The sequence below is a fragment of the Kribbella yunnanensis genome, assembly GCF_039529655.1.
GTDB lineage: Bacteria > Actinomycetota > Actinomycetes > Propionibacteriales > Kribbellaceae > Kribbella > Kribbella yunnanensis.
On sequence record NZ_BAAANF010000015.1, the window covers coordinates 91,300 to 106,272 of the forward strand.

At 67.3% G+C, this 14,973-nt stretch carries 14 protein-coding genes; 6 read left to right on the forward strand and 8 right to left on the reverse strand.

Going from position 1 to position 14,973, the window contains the following annotated elements:
• Window position 1: 1 nt before the first annotated feature.
• Together ABD231_RS20235 and ABD231_RS20240 are read right to left on the reverse strand one after the other, a co-directional pair.
• The gene (locus ABD231_RS20235; protein WP_344153998.1) at window positions 2-1,387 is read right to left on the reverse strand and encodes a glycine--tRNA ligase; all 1,386 of its coding nucleotides are present in this window, start codon (window positions 1,385-1,387) and stop codon (window positions 2-4) included.
• 81 nt (window positions 1,388-1,468) lie between these two features.
• The gene (locus tag ABD231_RS20240) at window positions 1,469-1,750 is read right to left on the reverse strand and encodes an antibiotic biosynthesis monooxygenase family protein (protein WP_344154000.1); all 282 of its coding nucleotides are present in this window, start codon (window positions 1,748-1,750) and stop codon (window positions 1,469-1,471) included.
• Between the two features lie 33 nt (window positions 1,751-1,783).
• Between ABD231_RS20240 and ABD231_RS20245 the strand changes: the two genes are divergently transcribed.
• Complete coding sequence (locus ABD231_RS20245) at window positions 1,784-2,092, forward strand: DUF6703 family protein (RefSeq protein ID WP_344154002.1); 309 nt, start codon at window positions 1,784-1,786, stop codon at window positions 2,090-2,092.
• On the opposite strand, the gene ABD231_RS20250 is transcribed toward ABD231_RS20245, so the two are convergent.
• From ABD231_RS20250 to ABD231_RS20260, 3 genes are read right to left on the reverse strand one after another with little or no spacing between them, the layout of a single operon-like run.
• Window positions 2,089-2,640: a DUF305 domain-containing protein gene (locus ABD231_RS20250; RefSeq protein ID WP_344154004.1), complete on the reverse strand. Its 552-nt coding sequence runs from the start codon at window positions 2,638-2,640 to the stop codon at window positions 2,089-2,091. The two genes, ABD231_RS20245 and ABD231_RS20250, sit on opposite strands and share 4 nt — an antisense overlap.
• A complete protein-coding gene (locus ABD231_RS20255; protein ID WP_344154007.1) occupies window positions 2,616-3,848 on the reverse strand; it encodes a DUF1996 domain-containing protein in 1,233 nt (410 codons plus the stop codon). Before ABD231_RS20255 ends, ABD231_RS20250 begins: the two co-directional genes overlap by 25 nt.
• Before the next feature lie 13 nt (window positions 3,849-3,861).
• Window positions 3,862-5,586, reverse strand: a complete 1,725-nt coding sequence (locus tag ABD231_RS20260; RefSeq protein WP_344154010.1) for a discoidin domain-containing protein — start codon at window positions 5,584-5,586, stop codon at window positions 3,862-3,864.
• A gap of 131 nt (window positions 5,587-5,717) precedes the next feature.
• On the opposite strand from ABD231_RS20260, the gene ABD231_RS20265 reads away from it, so the two are divergent.
• The gene (locus ABD231_RS20265; protein WP_344154012.1) at window positions 5,718-6,713 is read left to right on the forward strand and encodes a LacI family DNA-binding transcriptional regulator; all 996 of its coding nucleotides are present in this window, start codon (window positions 5,718-5,720) and stop codon (window positions 6,711-6,713) included.
• A 1,094-nt stretch (window positions 6,714-7,807) separates the two neighbouring features.
• On the opposite strand, the gene ABD231_RS20270 is transcribed toward ABD231_RS20265, so the two are convergent.
• Window positions 7,808-8,350, reverse strand: coding sequence for a TetR/AcrR family transcriptional regulator (locus tag ABD231_RS20270; RefSeq protein WP_344154014.1), 543 nt, complete (start codon window positions 8,348-8,350; stop codon window positions 7,808-7,810).
• A 96-nt stretch (window positions 8,351-8,446) separates the two neighbouring features.
• Here ABD231_RS20270 and ABD231_RS20275 point away from each other — a divergent pair, with 96 nt between their 5' ends.
• A complete protein-coding gene (locus tag ABD231_RS20275) occupies window positions 8,447-9,667 on the forward strand; it encodes an FAD-dependent monooxygenase (protein ID WP_344154017.1) in 1,221 nt (406 codons plus the stop codon).
• Here the strand turns inward: ABD231_RS20275 and eboE are convergent.
• On the reverse strand, window positions 9,633-10,787 hold the full coding sequence (gene eboE / locus ABD231_RS20280) for a metabolite traffic protein EboE (protein ID WP_344154020.1): 1,155 nt from the start codon (window positions 10,785-10,787) through the stop codon (window positions 9,633-9,635). The genes ABD231_RS20275 and eboE overlap by 35 nt on opposite strands.
• Window positions 10,788-10,904: 117 nt before the next feature.
• Window positions 10,905-12,197, reverse strand: coding sequence for a YibE/F family protein (locus ABD231_RS20285; protein ID WP_344154022.1), 1,293 nt, complete (start codon window positions 12,195-12,197; stop codon window positions 10,905-10,907).
• 53 nt (window positions 12,198-12,250) lie between these two features.
• On the opposite strand from ABD231_RS20285, the gene ABD231_RS20290 reads away from it, so the two are divergent.
• The 3 genes from ABD231_RS20290 to ABD231_RS20300 are packed head-to-tail and all read left to right on the forward strand — an operon-like array spanning window position 12,251 to window position 14,972.
• Window positions 12,251-13,201 (forward strand): metal ABC transporter substrate-binding protein, encoded by a 951-nt coding sequence (locus ABD231_RS20290; RefSeq protein WP_344154025.1) that lies wholly within the window; start codon window positions 12,251-12,253, stop codon window positions 13,199-13,201.
• Window positions 13,198-13,971 (forward strand): metal ABC transporter ATP-binding protein, encoded by a 774-nt coding sequence (locus ABD231_RS20295; protein WP_344154027.1) that lies wholly within the window; start codon window positions 13,198-13,200, stop codon window positions 13,969-13,971. Before ABD231_RS20290 ends, ABD231_RS20295 begins: the two co-directional genes overlap by 4 nt.
• On the forward strand, window positions 13,968-14,972 hold the full coding sequence (locus ABD231_RS20300) for a metal ABC transporter permease (RefSeq protein WP_344154029.1): 1,005 nt from the start codon (window positions 13,968-13,970) through the stop codon (window positions 14,970-14,972). Before ABD231_RS20295 ends, ABD231_RS20300 begins: the two co-directional genes overlap by 4 nt.
• Window position 14,973: the final 1 nt, after the last annotated feature.

The following is a 14,973-nucleotide window of genomic DNA, read 5'->3' on the forward strand; positions in this document are numbered from 1 at the left end:
GTCAGCAGCCCACCAGGGCCTGCGCCAGGTAGCCGGTGACCTCGCTCAGCGCGACGCGCTCCTGCTTCATCGAGTCGCGCTCGCGGATCGTGACCGCGTGGTCCTCGAGGGTGTCGAAGTCGACGGTGATGCAGTACGGCGTACCGATCTCGTCCTGGCGGCGGTAGCGGCGGCCGATCGCGCCGGCGTCGTCGAAGTCGACGTTCCAGTTCTTGCGCAGCTCGGTGGCCAGGTCGCGAGCCTTCGGCGACAGGTCGGTGTTGCGGGACAGCGGGAGCACGGCCGCCTTGACCGGGGCGATCCGCGGATCGAAACGCAGTACCGTCCGCTTGTCGACGCCGCCCTTCGCGTTCGGCGCTTCGTCCTCGGTGTAGGCGTCGAGCAGGAAGGCGAGCACGTTGCGGGTCAGGCCGGCCGCGGGCTCGATCACGTACGGCGTCCAGCGCTCACCCTTCTCCTGGTCGAAGTACGACAGGTCGGCGCCGGAGTGCTTGGAGTGCGTGGACAGGTCGAAGTCGGTGCGGTTCGCGATGCCCTCGAGCTCGTCGAACTCCTTGCCGCCGAAGTTGAACTTGTACTCGATGTCGACGGTGCGCTTCGAGTAGTGGCTCAGCTTCTCCTTGGGGTGCTCGTAGAACCGCATGTTGTCCGGGTTCAGCCCGAGGCCGACATACCAGTCCCAGCGCGCCTTCAGCCAGTACTCATGCCACTCCTCGTCGGCGCCCGGCGCGACGAAGAACTCCATCTCCATCTGCTCGAACTCACGGGTCCGGAAGATGAAGTTGCCGGGGGTGATCTCGTTGCGGAAGCTCTTGCCGATCTGCGCGATCCCGAACGGCGGCTTCTTCCGCGCGGTGCCCATCACGTTCGCGAAGTTGATGAAGATGCCCTGGGCGGTCTCCGGGCGCAGGTAGTGCAGGCCCTCCTCGGACTCGACCGGGCCGAGGAACGTCTTCAGCAGACCGTTGAACATCCGCGGCGGCGTGAAGGTGCCCTTGTTCCCACAGTTCGGGCAGGCGATCTCGGACAGCTCGACGGTGTCGGCGTCCTTGTTCTTCCGCCGGGCGAAGTCCTCGCGCAGGTGGTCGTCGCGGAACCGCTTGTGGCAGGACTGGCACTCGGTCAGCGGGTCGACGAACTCCGAGAGGTGCCCGGACGCCTCCCAGACCTTGGTCGGCAGGATCACCGAGGAGTCCAGGCCGACGATGTCGTCACGGCTCGTCACCATCGCCCGCCACCACTGGGTGCGGACGTTGTTCTTCAGTTCCACCCCGAGCGGTCCGTAGTCCCAGGCCGACTTGGTTCCGCCGTAGATCTCGCCGCACGGGTACACGAAGCCCCTCCGCTTACTGAGGCTGACGACGGCATCGACGGTTTCCACGGGCACTTTTGAACTCCAGAAACGGGCACAGGTCGGGTACGGAAAGGACCAGGCTATCGGTCCGAGGTGCTCAAAGTCGCATCCGTGCTACGGCAGCAACTCTTCGTAGGCGCTGGGCTCGTCAAGTGCCTGCGACAGCAGCGGTACGGCGGTCAGCTTCACCTCGTACGGCGAGAGCGCGCGCCGGTAACTGCCGATGTTCACGAACTCGAGGTTCAGCGCGAGCAGTTCCGGGTCGTCGACGTTCCGCCCGGTCCGGGCCGCCACGAACCCCTTCTGCCGGCTCAGCACCTCGACGGCCGCGTCCAGCCGGACCGCGAACTCCGCCTGCTCTGCCTCCGGAACCCGGAATCTGATCACCACGAACACGGGGGCGAGTCTAGGACCTGGAACAATAGGTCCATGAGCTCCCCCAGCAGTCAGCCGGTGAGCCCGCTCCGGCAGCGGATCACCAAGATCAGTTACCCGTACGTCGCGCGGCTGCACGGAATGCCGAAGCTGACCCTGCCCCTGATCACCGGTGTCCTGGCCCTGGTCGGAGTCTTCGCTCCGGTCCCGGTCGCCGTACCGGCCCTGATCCTGCTGGCCCTGGTCCTCGGCTGGCTGGCCTTCCTGTCCTGGCCGGCCGTCACCACCGGCCCGAAGTTCCTCCGGGTCTTCTCGATCCTGGTGATCCTGCTGTTCGGCGTCTCGCGGATCGCCGGCGCCTAACCCAGCCGGGCGGTTTGCGCCGCCCGGTCCTTCTCGATCGCGACGGCGAGCTGTTTGACGCCCGCCTCCTGGCCGGCGGCCTTCACGCTGCGAGTGACGAGCGCCGACTGGGCCAGGTGGTCCTTCACCTCGGTCCGCAACACCTTGTCGAAGGCAGGGCCGCGCAACTTCTGCAGCGCGGCCACCTCCTCGTCGGTCATCATCCCGGGCATGTTGTGCCCGGCATGAGCGTTCGCGGTCGGCAACCGCGCGCGGTCGCGTAGGGCGATCAGCCGCTTCAGCTCGGCCTGATGAGCAACGGTCAGCTCCGCGGCCCAGCGTCGTACGGCGGGGTTGGTGGAGTTGGTCGGCGCAAAGCCCAGGATGTGGAGGAACTGCTCATCCATCGGGATCATCAATCCCAGCCAGGCCGCATCGGTGGGATTGAAAGCGGAGGCGACGGAGGCCGCCGGAGCTGGAGGTTGCGGGGCCGAACCGCATCCTCCGAGCACTCCGGCGACCAACGCCAGTACTAGGTACTTCCTCACGGATGGCCGTCCGCCCCGCACTTGATGATCGGGCGGATGCAGTCGTTGACCCGGCGGGCCATCTCGTTCACCGGCCAGGCGTTGAAGAAGTCGCCGTGCATGGTGAACCCGCCGCCACTGGCCAATCGGAAGCCGGCCGTCGAGCCGTTCACCGGATAGCGCAGTACCTGACGCAGCTTCGGCACCGGCACGGGGTGGGATGCCGGGCAGTCGCCGTTCACCGGGTACGCCATGTGGCTCTTGTGATCCGCTGAGTCGAGGTCACGTCCGTTCCAGCACTGCGGGAAGTCCAGGTAGGACTCCAGCATCGACCCGGCCGGGCAGGTGATGAAGTCGTGCCCGGAACCCGCGTCACCGGCGTGCAAACACGACCACCGCGAGATGGTGTTGTCGTTCGGCCCGGTGGCTTTGGCGTTGCCGGCCACGATCCGCAGTCCGTACGGCAGTGGCTGAATCCGCGCGATCACGTCGTCCCGGACACCTTCGCCCAGGTAGTAGAACGTCGTACCCGTCGGCTCGATCGGTTGGTTGTTCGAGTAGAACGTCGGCACCCAGTACGACGAAGTGTCGACGGCCGGATTGCAGCTGGTCGGCGAATTGGCCAGGTCGTCGACTGTGGTGTTGGCGTTCGTGACAGTCGCGCCGAAGAAGCTGTGCATGTGCGACGCCCCGGGCATGTTCGGGAACACGATCGGGTCGTCCGGCAGCCGGTGCGTGTAGGCGCAGTCCGCCAGGAACTCGGCGACACGCACGATCGGTCCGCCAGTTCCGCCGTACACCTGGAACTCCCAGAGCGACGCTCCCCATTGGGTTGCGCGCTCGGTCACGAGCACTCGCACGTAGCGGCCGGAGCCGGTGACGGCAAGGCTCTGCTCGCCGCCGGTGCCGTTGGTGGTTGTGTGGGCGGTGACCCACTCGTTGCCGGTGTTGGAGGTCTGGATCTGGAAACCGCGCGCGTACGCCGCCTCCCAGCGCAGCAGCACGCGGTTGAACGACTGGGTCGACCCGAGGTCGATCCGCAGCCACTGGTTGTCGGCGAAACCGCTGGCCCAGCGGGTGCCGTTGTCGCCATCGACGGCCGCGGCGGCCGGCGTACCGGCGTTCTCGGTCGACGAGGCGAGGGCCGGGCGGTTCTGGGACAGCAGGGTTTCGGCGGCATTCGCCGTACCGGCGCCACTCACCAGGAAGGCACCGAGTACTGCGAGCACTGTCAGCAGAGCTCTTCTCATGAGCGAACTCCTCTCAGTGGTAGACGCGGACGTAGTCGACGAGCATCCGGGACGGGAACGGCGTCTGCGCGTTCGGCGGGCCGGGGAAGTCGCCGCCCACGGCGAGGTTGAGGATCAGGTAGAACGGGTGGTCGTAGATCCACGGGCCCCGAGTCGCTTCGAGCTGGGCCTTGTCGACGGTGAAGACCGTGGTGCCGTCGACCTGGTAGGTGATCCCGGTCGAGTTCCAGAGCATCGTCCACGTGTGGAAGCCGTCGGCGAAGTCCGCTCCGCCGGGCAGACCGTAGGTCCCGCCGTACCCGCCGGCGCCGTTGTAGGCCGGGGCGTGCAGCGTCGAGTAGCCCTTGGTGGTCTCGCGGCCGAGGATCTCCATGATGTCGATCTCGCCGTTGTACGGCCACGGACGACCGGTGAGGAAGTCGCTCCCCATCATCCAGAACGCCGGCCAGAGGCCGTTGCCCTTCGGCACCTTGATCCGGGCCTCGACCTTGCCGTACGTCGTGTCGAACTTGGTGCCGGTGTTGATCCGGCCGGACGTGTACTGGCAGGTGCCCTTACCGCTGACCGGGTCGATCGGGCACGTCGTACCGGGGGTTTCCTGACGCCGGGCCTCGATCACCAGGTTGCCTTGGCCATCGGTCTGGATGTTGTCGTTGTTGGTGTAGACCTGCAGTTCGTTGTTCTGGCCGATGCCGGGATCGGCGCGCCACTTGGTCGCGTCGGGCTTGGCGCCGGCCGGGGTGTTGAAGTTGTCCTCCCAGATCAGCTGCGGCGGGTTCGCCGGATCGGCCGGCGGGGTCGGCGGCGTGTTCGGCGCTCCCCCGGTGCCGTAGACCTGGAACTCCCACAACGAATACCCGTACGGCGTGTTGCGCTGCGTGCCGTACATCCGGACGTAGCGGCCGGTGCCGGAGACGGTCACGGTCTCCTTGAACCCGGGGCCGTTGGTGGTCGAGTAGATCGTGGTCCAGTTGTTCGCGTCGTTCGAAACTTGGAGCTGGTAGGACTTCGCCGAGGCCGGATCCCATTGCAGGACTACCTTGTCGATCTGCGCAGTCGCACCGAGGTCGACGTAGATCCAGCCCGGGTCGACCCAGCCGGAGTCGGTCGCGGTCGCCCAGCGGCTGGCCGGGTCGAGGTCGAAGGCCCGGGCCGGCGTGCACTCCCAGCAGTTGCTGTCGTGCTGCTGCGTGGACGCGACACCAGGCTTGTTGTAGGACAGCAAACCGGAGCCGGGGCCGGGGCCGCTGGTGCTGCCGAAGACCTTGAACTCCCACAGCGAGTAGCCCCACTGGGTGGCGCGCTGAGTGCCGAGCAGGCGGACGTAGCGCCCGGTCCCGCTGACGTTGAGGGTTTGGTTGCCTCCGGCACCATTCGTGGTGGTGTTGATGGTGGTCCAGGTGCTGCCGTTGGCGGAGGTCTGGATCTGGAAGGCGGTCGCGTACGCCGTCTCCCAGGCGACCTGCACCTGAGTGATCGTGGCGCTCGCGCCGAGGTCGACCTGGATCCACTGCGGATCGGTTCCGTGCGCGCTCGACCAGCGGGTTCCGGCGTCGCCGTCGACCGCGGACGCGGCGCCGAAGACGGCGTTCTCGGTCGAGGAGGCGGTCGCGGTCTTGCCTTGCGAGAGCAGGACGTCGGCGGCGCGCGCGGGCAGCGCTACGACGACACCGAGTAAGAGGGAGAGAGCGGCCAGGGCGGCAGCGGCTCTCGAACGGGCTCTGGTGAGATGTGGCATGGGCGTCTCCGGGGCAGTCGGAATGCACATCGATCAAGTTGTCGGGGAACGTTCCCTGAGAGGGAGACTGTGCTTCTCAGGGAACGGTGTCAAGAGTTGACAGGTTCCGGAACCATGGCATCCTCGGAGGCATGAGACGGCCGACCTTGCACGCGGTGGCGGCCCGGGCCGGGGTGTCGAAGTCGAGCGTGTCCCGGGTGATCAACGGGGAGCCGACCGTCGCACCCGCGATCCGGGAGATCGTGATGGCCGCGGTCGCCGAGCTCGGCTACGTCCCGAACGGCGCCGCCCGCAACCTGGTCACCCAACGGACCAACACGATCGCGATCATCGTCTCCGATCCACCGGCCGGCCTGGTCTCCGACGACCCGATGTTCGCAATGGTCGTCCGCGCCGCCAGCCGCGAGCTCGAGCGTGCCGGCAAACAGGTCTCACTCGTCCTGGCCGGCTCCGACGAGAGCCGCCTCCGCGTCGAGCAGTACCTCGCCGCGGGACATGTGGACGGCGCGATCCTGGTCTCGATGGACGGCGCCGACCCACTCCCCGCCGTACTGTCCCGGACCGGTCTCCCGATCGTCTCGCACGGCCGCCTGGCCACCCCCGGCCTGATGCCCTGGGTCGACAACGACAACCACGCCGGCGCCACCCAAGCCGTCCAGCACCTCCTCGACCAAGGCCGCCGCCGAATCGCCACCATCTCCGGCCCCCTCGACATGACCGCCGCCCAAGAACGCCTGGCCGCCTACCGCGACACCCTCAAAGACACCGGCCGCCGCTCGATCATCGCCCTCGGCGACTTCACCCGCATCTCCGGCGCCGACGCCATGCGCCAGCTGCTGGAGGACGACCCCGAGGTGGACGCCGTCTTCGCCGCCAACGACCTGATGGCCATCGGCGCCCTCCGCACCCTGCGCGAAGCCGGCCGCCGAGTCCCCGACGACGTAGCCGTCATCGGCTTCGACGACATCGAAGCCGCCCTCTACACCGCCCCCGCCCTCACCACCATCCGCTCCCCCATGACCGACCAAGCCGTCCACACCGTCCAACTCCTCCTAACCCTCCTCACCACCGGCACCGCCACCCCCGTAACCCTCCCCACCGAACTCATCATCCGAGAATCAGCCTGACCCCGAGCCGGTACGACGTTGTGCCCGGCTCAACCATGTGCGCGCCCCGACGATGGTTGAGGGGTGCCCAGGTGTGCTGGCCGGGCGACCTTGAGCACGATTCAACCGTTCCGGCGGGGCTCGCGTGGTTGATGGGTACTCAAGGTGACTTGCGCCCGCGATCTCGGGGTCCCGGGGCGGCCCGGGTGCGTTAGCCGATGGATCTTCGTCACCGAGTCCCCCTAATCCCTCGGACAGCGCAGATCTCGGGCATCACGTACCTCGGCCACAGCCCGTCCGCCCCAGGCGACGTGGAACCGCGGTCGCCGGCCTCGCCATCCCGCCCAGCCATCTGCTCGGCTCACCCTCTGGCTTTGTCGGCCGCCTTTGGCGGTCGAGTGGGTTGAGGCGCGAAAGTTCTCGGCCGGGGACGTGCACTGTGGCTGATCACCGCTCCCGGCCGAACTGGAAGACAGGGTGGCTGGGCGCCGCGGTGGCTGAGCCGGATGGCGAGGTCCGGTGACCGCGGCTTCACGTTGTCTGGGGTTGCCGGGCTCTGGCTGGGGAAGTTGAGGTCCCGTCGCCTGACAAGTGACCGTTGCTGGAGGTTGGGGTGGCTGTTCGCCCTGCCTGGCCCGGTTTCCTCCCCAAACCGGTTTGGGGAGGAAACGCACCATCCCCGAGACGATGCGGGGAGGATCCACCCCCCGAATCCGTCGCGGATCCGCCCCGAACCGGTTTGGGGGGCGATTCGGCGACCGGTTCGCTGCAGGTTCCTCACGTCCGGCCATCCGGGGAGACCAGTCCTGCTCGGCCGCGGGTTCTTCGGGGTTGCCTATCGAGTTGGGGGGTTGCCCGCTGAGATTCTCGATGGGCAACCCCCCAACTGAGGCGATACCCACTGAGCTGGGGCGCCGAGTGGAGCGTCGCGGGAGCTGGGGCGTTCTACCCGTCGCTTTCGGGGGGTGCGACTCCCCAGCCCCGGCGGGCAGCTGGTAGCCGGCCGCGGCGGCGAGCAACCACCGCCGCACGCCACCGGCCGCATCCGAGCGATGCAGCACCCGGCACCCCGAACACCCCGAGGCGCGGAGGCGCGGAGGCGCGGAGGCGCGCGCTCAGGTTGGGCCTAGGCAGTCGACTGCGGCGGATACGGCGGCGGTGCGGAGGGCTTCGAAGGGCTCGTCGTCGAACATGACGGCGGAGTCGGAGAGGCCGCCTAGGGCGACCATGGCTCGGACTTTGGCGTCGAGGGTGGGGGTGGGGCCGATGAGGAGTTCGGTCAGGCGGGCGCGCCACTCCATCATGCGGCTGGCGAGTTTGAGTTCGGTGAGGACTGCCAGGTCGCGGATGACGATTTGGATGAGCCAGCGGTGTTTGTGGGCCAGGTCGAAGTACGACGACATCAGGTCCTGGGTGGTGACGGGGGCTGCTGCCTCTTGGGCGGTGACGTAGGCGTCGAAGTCGTCGATGAGGGGTTGGACGAGGCTGTTCAGGAGGTCTTCGCGGGAGGCGAAGTGGTAATAGAGGGCAGGTTTGGTGACGCCTAGGCGGTCGGCGATGTCGCGCAGGCTGGTCTGCTGGACGCCGCGCTCGGCGAACAGCTCGACCGCGACCTGCTGGATGCGGGCCTTGGGGTCGTCGGTGCGCAGTCTGGGCATGAGACGAGGGTAACTGACCTTCCGTTCAGTAAGCGGTTGACATCGGGCCTTCAACCCTGCTTACCTTCCGTTAAGTAAACAAGAAGGAGGCAGACCATGAAAGTCCTGATTTCCGGTGCGAGCGTGGCCGGGCCGGTGCTCGCTTACTGGCTGGATCGGTACGGGTTCGAGACGACCGTCGTGGAGCGCACACCGGCGCTGCGGCACGGCCTTGGCGGGCATGCGGTCGACCTGTTCGGGCATGCGACCGACGTCGTACAGGCGATGGGGTTGTGGGACGAGATCCTCGCGGCCCGGACGATGATCGAGAAGCTGACGATCGAGCGCTCCGGCGCCAAGCCCGTGCATGTCGACCTTGGTCGCTTGTACGCCGGGATGTCCGACCGGCACGTGGAAATCCTGCGCGGCGAGCTCACGCGGATCCTGTCGGCCGCGGACAGCTCCGAGTACCTCTTCGGCGACTCGATCACCTCGTTGAACGACGACGGCGACGGGGTCGACGTCACCTTCGAGCACAACGCGCCGCGGCGGTTCGACCTGGTGATCGGCGCCGACGGCATGCACTCGAATGTGCGTCGGCTGGCGTTCGGACCGGAGGAGTCGGTACGACGGCATCTCGGCGGCTACCTCGCCGTCTACTCGACCCCGAACCTCTTCGGGCTAGGTACCAACACACTCACCCATCAGTCGGTCAACCGGCTCGTGGCGATGTACGGCGTCCGTCAGACCGGGCAGGCCAGGGCGGCCTTCCTGTTCCGGACCGAGAACGAACTCGCCTACGACTACCGCGACAAGGATCAGCAGAAGGCCTTGCTGGCAAAGGAGTTCCGTGACTACGGCTGGCGCGTACCGCAACTGCTCGAGCACCTCGAAGCCGCCGACGACTTCTACTTCGACGCCATTGCCCAGATCACTCTCGACACCTGGCAGCGCGGCCGGATCGGACTGGTCGGCGACGCCGGCTACTGCCCCGCACCCGCGGTTGGTGGCGGAACCAGCCTCGCCATCGCGACGGCGTACATCCTGGCCGGCGAACTGGCGGTGAACGGTCCCGACGGACTGCGCAGCTACGAAACGAAGGTCCGCCCGATGGTCGACCGGAGTCGCGCGATCGGTCCGAAGGTGATGGGCTCGATCATCCCGGGTGGACCAGCCACACTCCGCCTGCTGCCGTGGGCGGCATCCGTCGTACCGAAGTTGCCCACGCCGATCCAGCGGTTCATCTGGTCGCAGAACGCCGTTGGCAAGGCTCTCGGGTCGGAGCCGTTGCCGACGTATGCACCTAGTCCAGGATCTCCTGCAACCCCAATCCAGTAAGGCGATCCCGGATCCACTCGAGCTCCCCCACGATGCGCTTGGCGAGCTGCGCCCGAGTCCGCGGCTGGCGGGTCCAGGTGTACGTCTCCGACTCCAAGTGATGCGTCAGCGGATGCCCGCCGCCGACCAGGCGGTTCAGACACTCATCCAGTACGGCGGTAGTCGCGGTGAGCGGCGCCGGCGGCGGTTCGTGGGCGGCGATGTGCGCGTGCATCCGCCAGCACGCGTGGCCGGACAACTGGTAAGCCAGATCCACATCATCGACACCCGGCCCACACCACTCCCGCACCTGACGCAGATACTTCGGATCACTGAGCTCAGCCAGCACCTGCCGACCAAGCCCGTCGGAGGGGTCGACCAACTGCGGAGCCACCGACAGTTGAGCCTTCACCACATCCACACCAGCCCGCCACAGCGTTTCGAACGCCGGACCCGGCTCCTCGAACTGGACCGCGAGATGACACGTGTCCAGTCCGAGGCCAATCCGCGACCGACCGGCGTCCGGGCTGACGTAGGTACTCAGCCAGCCCGCGGCCTGCCCGACCATCTCCAGCACGCACCCCGGCTCGGGCTCGACCGCGATCCGGATCCGCCGACCGGTACGGCGCTCAGTCCGATCCAGATGGAATTCCAGCCGATCGAACGCCACCCGCGTCGCCGCGTCACGCTGTTTCGACCACGGCTCGCGCCAGGCCAGCGGCAGGGTCGAGATCGAGCCGTACTCCGCATCAGGCGGCAGCAACTCGGCGAGGATGTCGACCAGATCGACCGTGTAGCGCAGCCGCTCGGTGTCGGTCCAGTCCGGGCAGTAGACCTTCGAACCGACGATCTTGTCGACGAAGGCCGAGTGGGCGACACCGTTCAGCGAGACGACCTCGAGCTTGTGCCGGGTCAGCGCGCGCTGCAGCCTCCGCAACGCGACCGGCGAGTTGGCCAGCCGGTCGGCGAGCGGGCTCACCAGCCACAACCCGATGCCGAGCTTCGGTACGCCGAGCTCGGCCCGGGCGACGCCCGCACAGCCCTCCAGCCACTTGATCAGCTCATCCAGGTCCGTGGCCGGCAGAACTGTGGCGGAATACCCCAGATGGACGACAGAACCGTCCCGATGGCGGAATCTCATCAGCACTCCTCACCGCGCGCATTGGCCACAGAAGGTAGTCGTTGGCGGACTCTCCGTGACGTAATTGCACTCTAGGAGCCTGCGGACCCACGGGGAAGGGCTGCTTTTCAGTTGTTGTCAGTTAGTGTCGGTTTGATCACTGTGCGTGACGAGATCCCGGCTGCGGTCGGCCACAGCGAGGGCCGCGAGCGTGGTGGTGAGCGGTACGGCGGCGATGATCCCGAGGCTGCCGACCAGACCCCGGACGACCTCCATGGCGACCATTTCGGTCGACAGCACGTACTGGCCGGGCAGACCTTGGATCGCGAAGGTGATCAGCACCGGCATCGCAGCACCGGCGTACGCGAGGACCAGCGTGTTCACCACCGAGGCGACGTGGGTGCGGCCGATCCGCAGCCCGGCGCTGATCAGCTCGGCGCGCGATGCGGACGGGTTGGCGGCGGACAGCTCCCAGACCGCGGCCGCCTGGGTGACCGTGACGTCATCCAGTACGCCGAGCGCACCGATCACCATGCCGGCCACCAGCAGGCCGGTCAGACTGAGGTTCGGCGCGAACTGCTTGGCCGCCGAAGCCCCGTCCGACGCGAGCCCCGTCAGCTGACAGAACTTAGTGAAGAACCACCCCAGTACGACGGTCATCCCGAGCGCGGCGATGGTTCCGGACAACGCGATCGAACTCTCGGCGTTGATCCCATGGGTCAGGAACAGCGCTATCGCCATGATCACCGTGCCGCCGACCACCGCGACCAGGAGCGGATTCGAGCCCTTCAGAATCGCCGGCAGGATGAACTGGGTGAGCATCACCGCGGTCACCGCGAGCGCGATCAGCGCGGCGAAACCACGCCAGCGCGACAAGGCGACCACCGCCAGCGCGAAGACCGCGGCCAGGATGAGCAACGGCTTGCTGCGGTCGTGGTCGACGTACTGATAGCGGTCGGCGATGTCCTTCGCATCGGTCTGGACGCCGAGCATGATCGACTGGCCGACCTCGACCGGGATCGGGACCTTGCCCGCCTGCGGCACCTGGACGGGCGCGGTCTTGCCCTTGTCCGGGCCGGTGGACAGCTTGATCGAGGCGAGATCGCACTGGTCCCGCTTGTCCGGGCAGGGCGCGAGCTTGGTGACCTCACCGCGAGCCGTGTCGGTCTGGTACGTCGAGACCTTGACCCCGCCGCCCGGCCACATCACGATCATCGCGATCACCGCGGCCGTGATCAGCGGCGCCAGTACGGCGGCGACCACTATCCGGACGCGGCGAGCCACGATCGCGTCGTTGTCCACCACGGACGTATCGACGACGTGATCGCCGCCATGACCGTGCCCGTGGCCGTGTCCTGACGGTGTTTCGAGGGTACGGCGGCGGGTTCCCCGGCGGTCGGCGCGGCGGCGCCCCACGGGTCGGTGGCTCATCGGTTGAACTCCCTGTTTTGACAATCATCTCCACTTAAATGAAAATGATTGTCATGAGATCTAGTGCTCGCGCTGTCGTCGCCGGTGCCGCCGTCCTGGCGGCCGTCACCCTGGCCGGATGCGGCGGCGATTCCGCCGCCGGTGGCTCCGGCGGCAAGCTCGACGTCGTCGCTTCGTTCTACCCGCTCGAGTTCATCGCCCGCACAGTGGGGGGTGACGCGGTCAATGTCACCACACTGACCGCACCCGGCGTGGAGCCGCACGACCTCGAGCTGACGCCGAAGCAGGTCGGCCAGATCGCCGGGGCGAAGCTGGTCGTCTTCGAGAAGGGCCTGCAGCCGGCCGTCGACGAGGCTGTCGAGCAGAACGCGAAGGACGCCGGGTTCGACGTCGCTCCGGCCGCGCAACTGGAGGCCACCGGCGCGGACTTCGAGGAGCACGAGGAGGGCACGGCCGCCAAGCCGGCTTCGCACAACGAGAAGGCCCTCGATCCGCACTTCTGGCTGGACCCAATTCGCTACACCGCCGTCGTGAACGCGGTCACCGACAAGCTCGCCGCGGCCGACAGCGCCAACGCGGAGGCTTACAAGGCTCGCGCCAAGACACTGCTCGACGAGGTCGGCAAACTGGACGGCGAGTACAAGACCGGTCTGGCGAACTGCAAACTCAAGACGTTCGTGACGAGTCACGAGGCCTTCGCCTACCTCGCGAAGCGGTACGGTCTGACGATGGTGGGTATCGCCGGGTTCACCCCGGACGCCGAGCCGACCCCGACCCGCATCAAGGAGGTGCAGGAGATCGTGAAGTCGCAGCACGTCACCACGATCTTCTACGAAGAGCTGGTCAGCCCGAAGGTGGCCGAGACGATCGCGCGGGACGTCGGTGTCAAGACCGCCGTACTGAGCCCGATCGAGGGCCTGTCGGACGCCAACTCGTCGGAGACCTACCTGAGCCTGATGCGGGAGAACCTCTCTGAGCTCCGGAAGGCGAACAGCTGCGCGTGACACCCACAAACGCGGAATCAGACACCGCCGCGAAAGCCGTCCAGGTCACCGATCTCTCGGTCGACCTGGGCGGTCGTCTCGTGTTGCGGGGGGTCGATCTGCAGATCCGCCAGGGCGAGGTGGTCGCCGTACTGGGAACCAACGGCTCGGGCAAGTCCACCCTGATCAAGACGGTGGTCGGGCTGCTGCCGGCCGCGCGTGGTGAGGTCCGCTTGTTCGGTACGCCGGTTCCTCGGTTCCGCGCGTGGAAGCGAATCGGGTACGTGCCGCAGCGGATCACCGCAGCGGGCGGCGTACCGGCGACTGTGTATGAAGTGGTGTCGTCCGGGCTGTTGTCGCGGCGGCGGTTGTTCGCCCCGCTCGGCGCGGCGGGGAAGGCGGCGATCGACGACGCGTTGCGGGTCGTGGACATGGCTGACCGGCGCAAGGACGCGGTTGCGGAGCTGTCCGGTGGTCAGCAGCAGCGGGTGCTGATCGCGCGGGCCCTCGTCTCCGATCCCGACTTGCTGATTCTCGACGAGCCGACGGCCGGGGTCGACCTGGCCAGCCAGCAGATCTTCGCCGACGCGATCCGCGAGCGGGTCGCTCGCGGTACCACCGTGGTGATGGTCAGCCACGACCTCGGGCCGATGGATGCGCTGATCGACCGCTCGGTCATCCTGCGCCGCGGCCGGATCGTGTACGACGGTCCCCCGCACGCCTCGCAGACCACTGCGCACGTCCACCACTCCCACGGCTCTGCTGACGACTCGGGGTGGCTGACCTCATGACACTTTTCGAACTCGAGTTCATGCAGCGCGCGTTGATCGCGGGGCTGCTGACCGGACTGTCGGCGCCAGCGATCGGTACGTATCTCGTGCAGCGGCGGCTGTCGCTGATGGGTGACGGGATCGGGCATATCGCGATCACGGGTGTCGCTCTGGGTCTGCTGACCGGTACGGCGCCGGTCTTCACCGCGATCATCGTGTCGATCGTCGGGGCGACCGCGATCGAGTTCGTCCGGGCCCGCGGGAAGGCGTCCGGCGATGTCGCCCTCGCACTGCTGTTCTACGGCGGTATTGCGGGCGGTGTGCTGCTGATCGGCCTGGCTGGGCAGGGCGCGGCCACGCTCAACACTTATCTGTTCGGCTCGCTCACCACTGTCTCGGCCAGCGACCTGTACGTCGTGGTCGGGCTGGCCGTGACTGTTCTGGTGATCGCGATCGGGCTCGGGCCGCAACTGTTCGCGGTCTGCCAGGACGAGGAGTTCGCCCGGGTGACCGGGTTGCGGGTCCAGATGCTGAATCTGCTGATCGCGGTGATGGCTGCGGTGACTGTGACAGTCGCGATGCGGACTGTCGGCTTGCTGCTGGTCAGTGCGCTGATGGTGGTTCCGGTGGCGACTGCGCAGCAGATCACGCGGTCCTTCCGCAGTACTTTCGTGACTGCGTGTGCGATCGGCGTGACCGCGTGCCTCGCCGGCATCATCACGTCGTACAACGCGAATGTCGCGCCGGGCGCGACCATCGTCGTACTGGCACTGGCCGGGTTCGTGGTCGCCGCGACCGTCGGCACGCTACTGCGACGACGCTCCGGCCGGGTCGCACCACTCGACGACGAGGAGCCGGAGGTCGGCGTACCGACTCCTGCGCCGCACGTGGTCAGCGCGACGCACCCGCACACGCATGGTGACGCCTGCAGTCATAAGAAGGTCGAGCACGGCGATCACGTCGACTACGTACACGACGGACATCTGCACGCGGCGCACGGGGATCACTGGGATGAGCACTGAT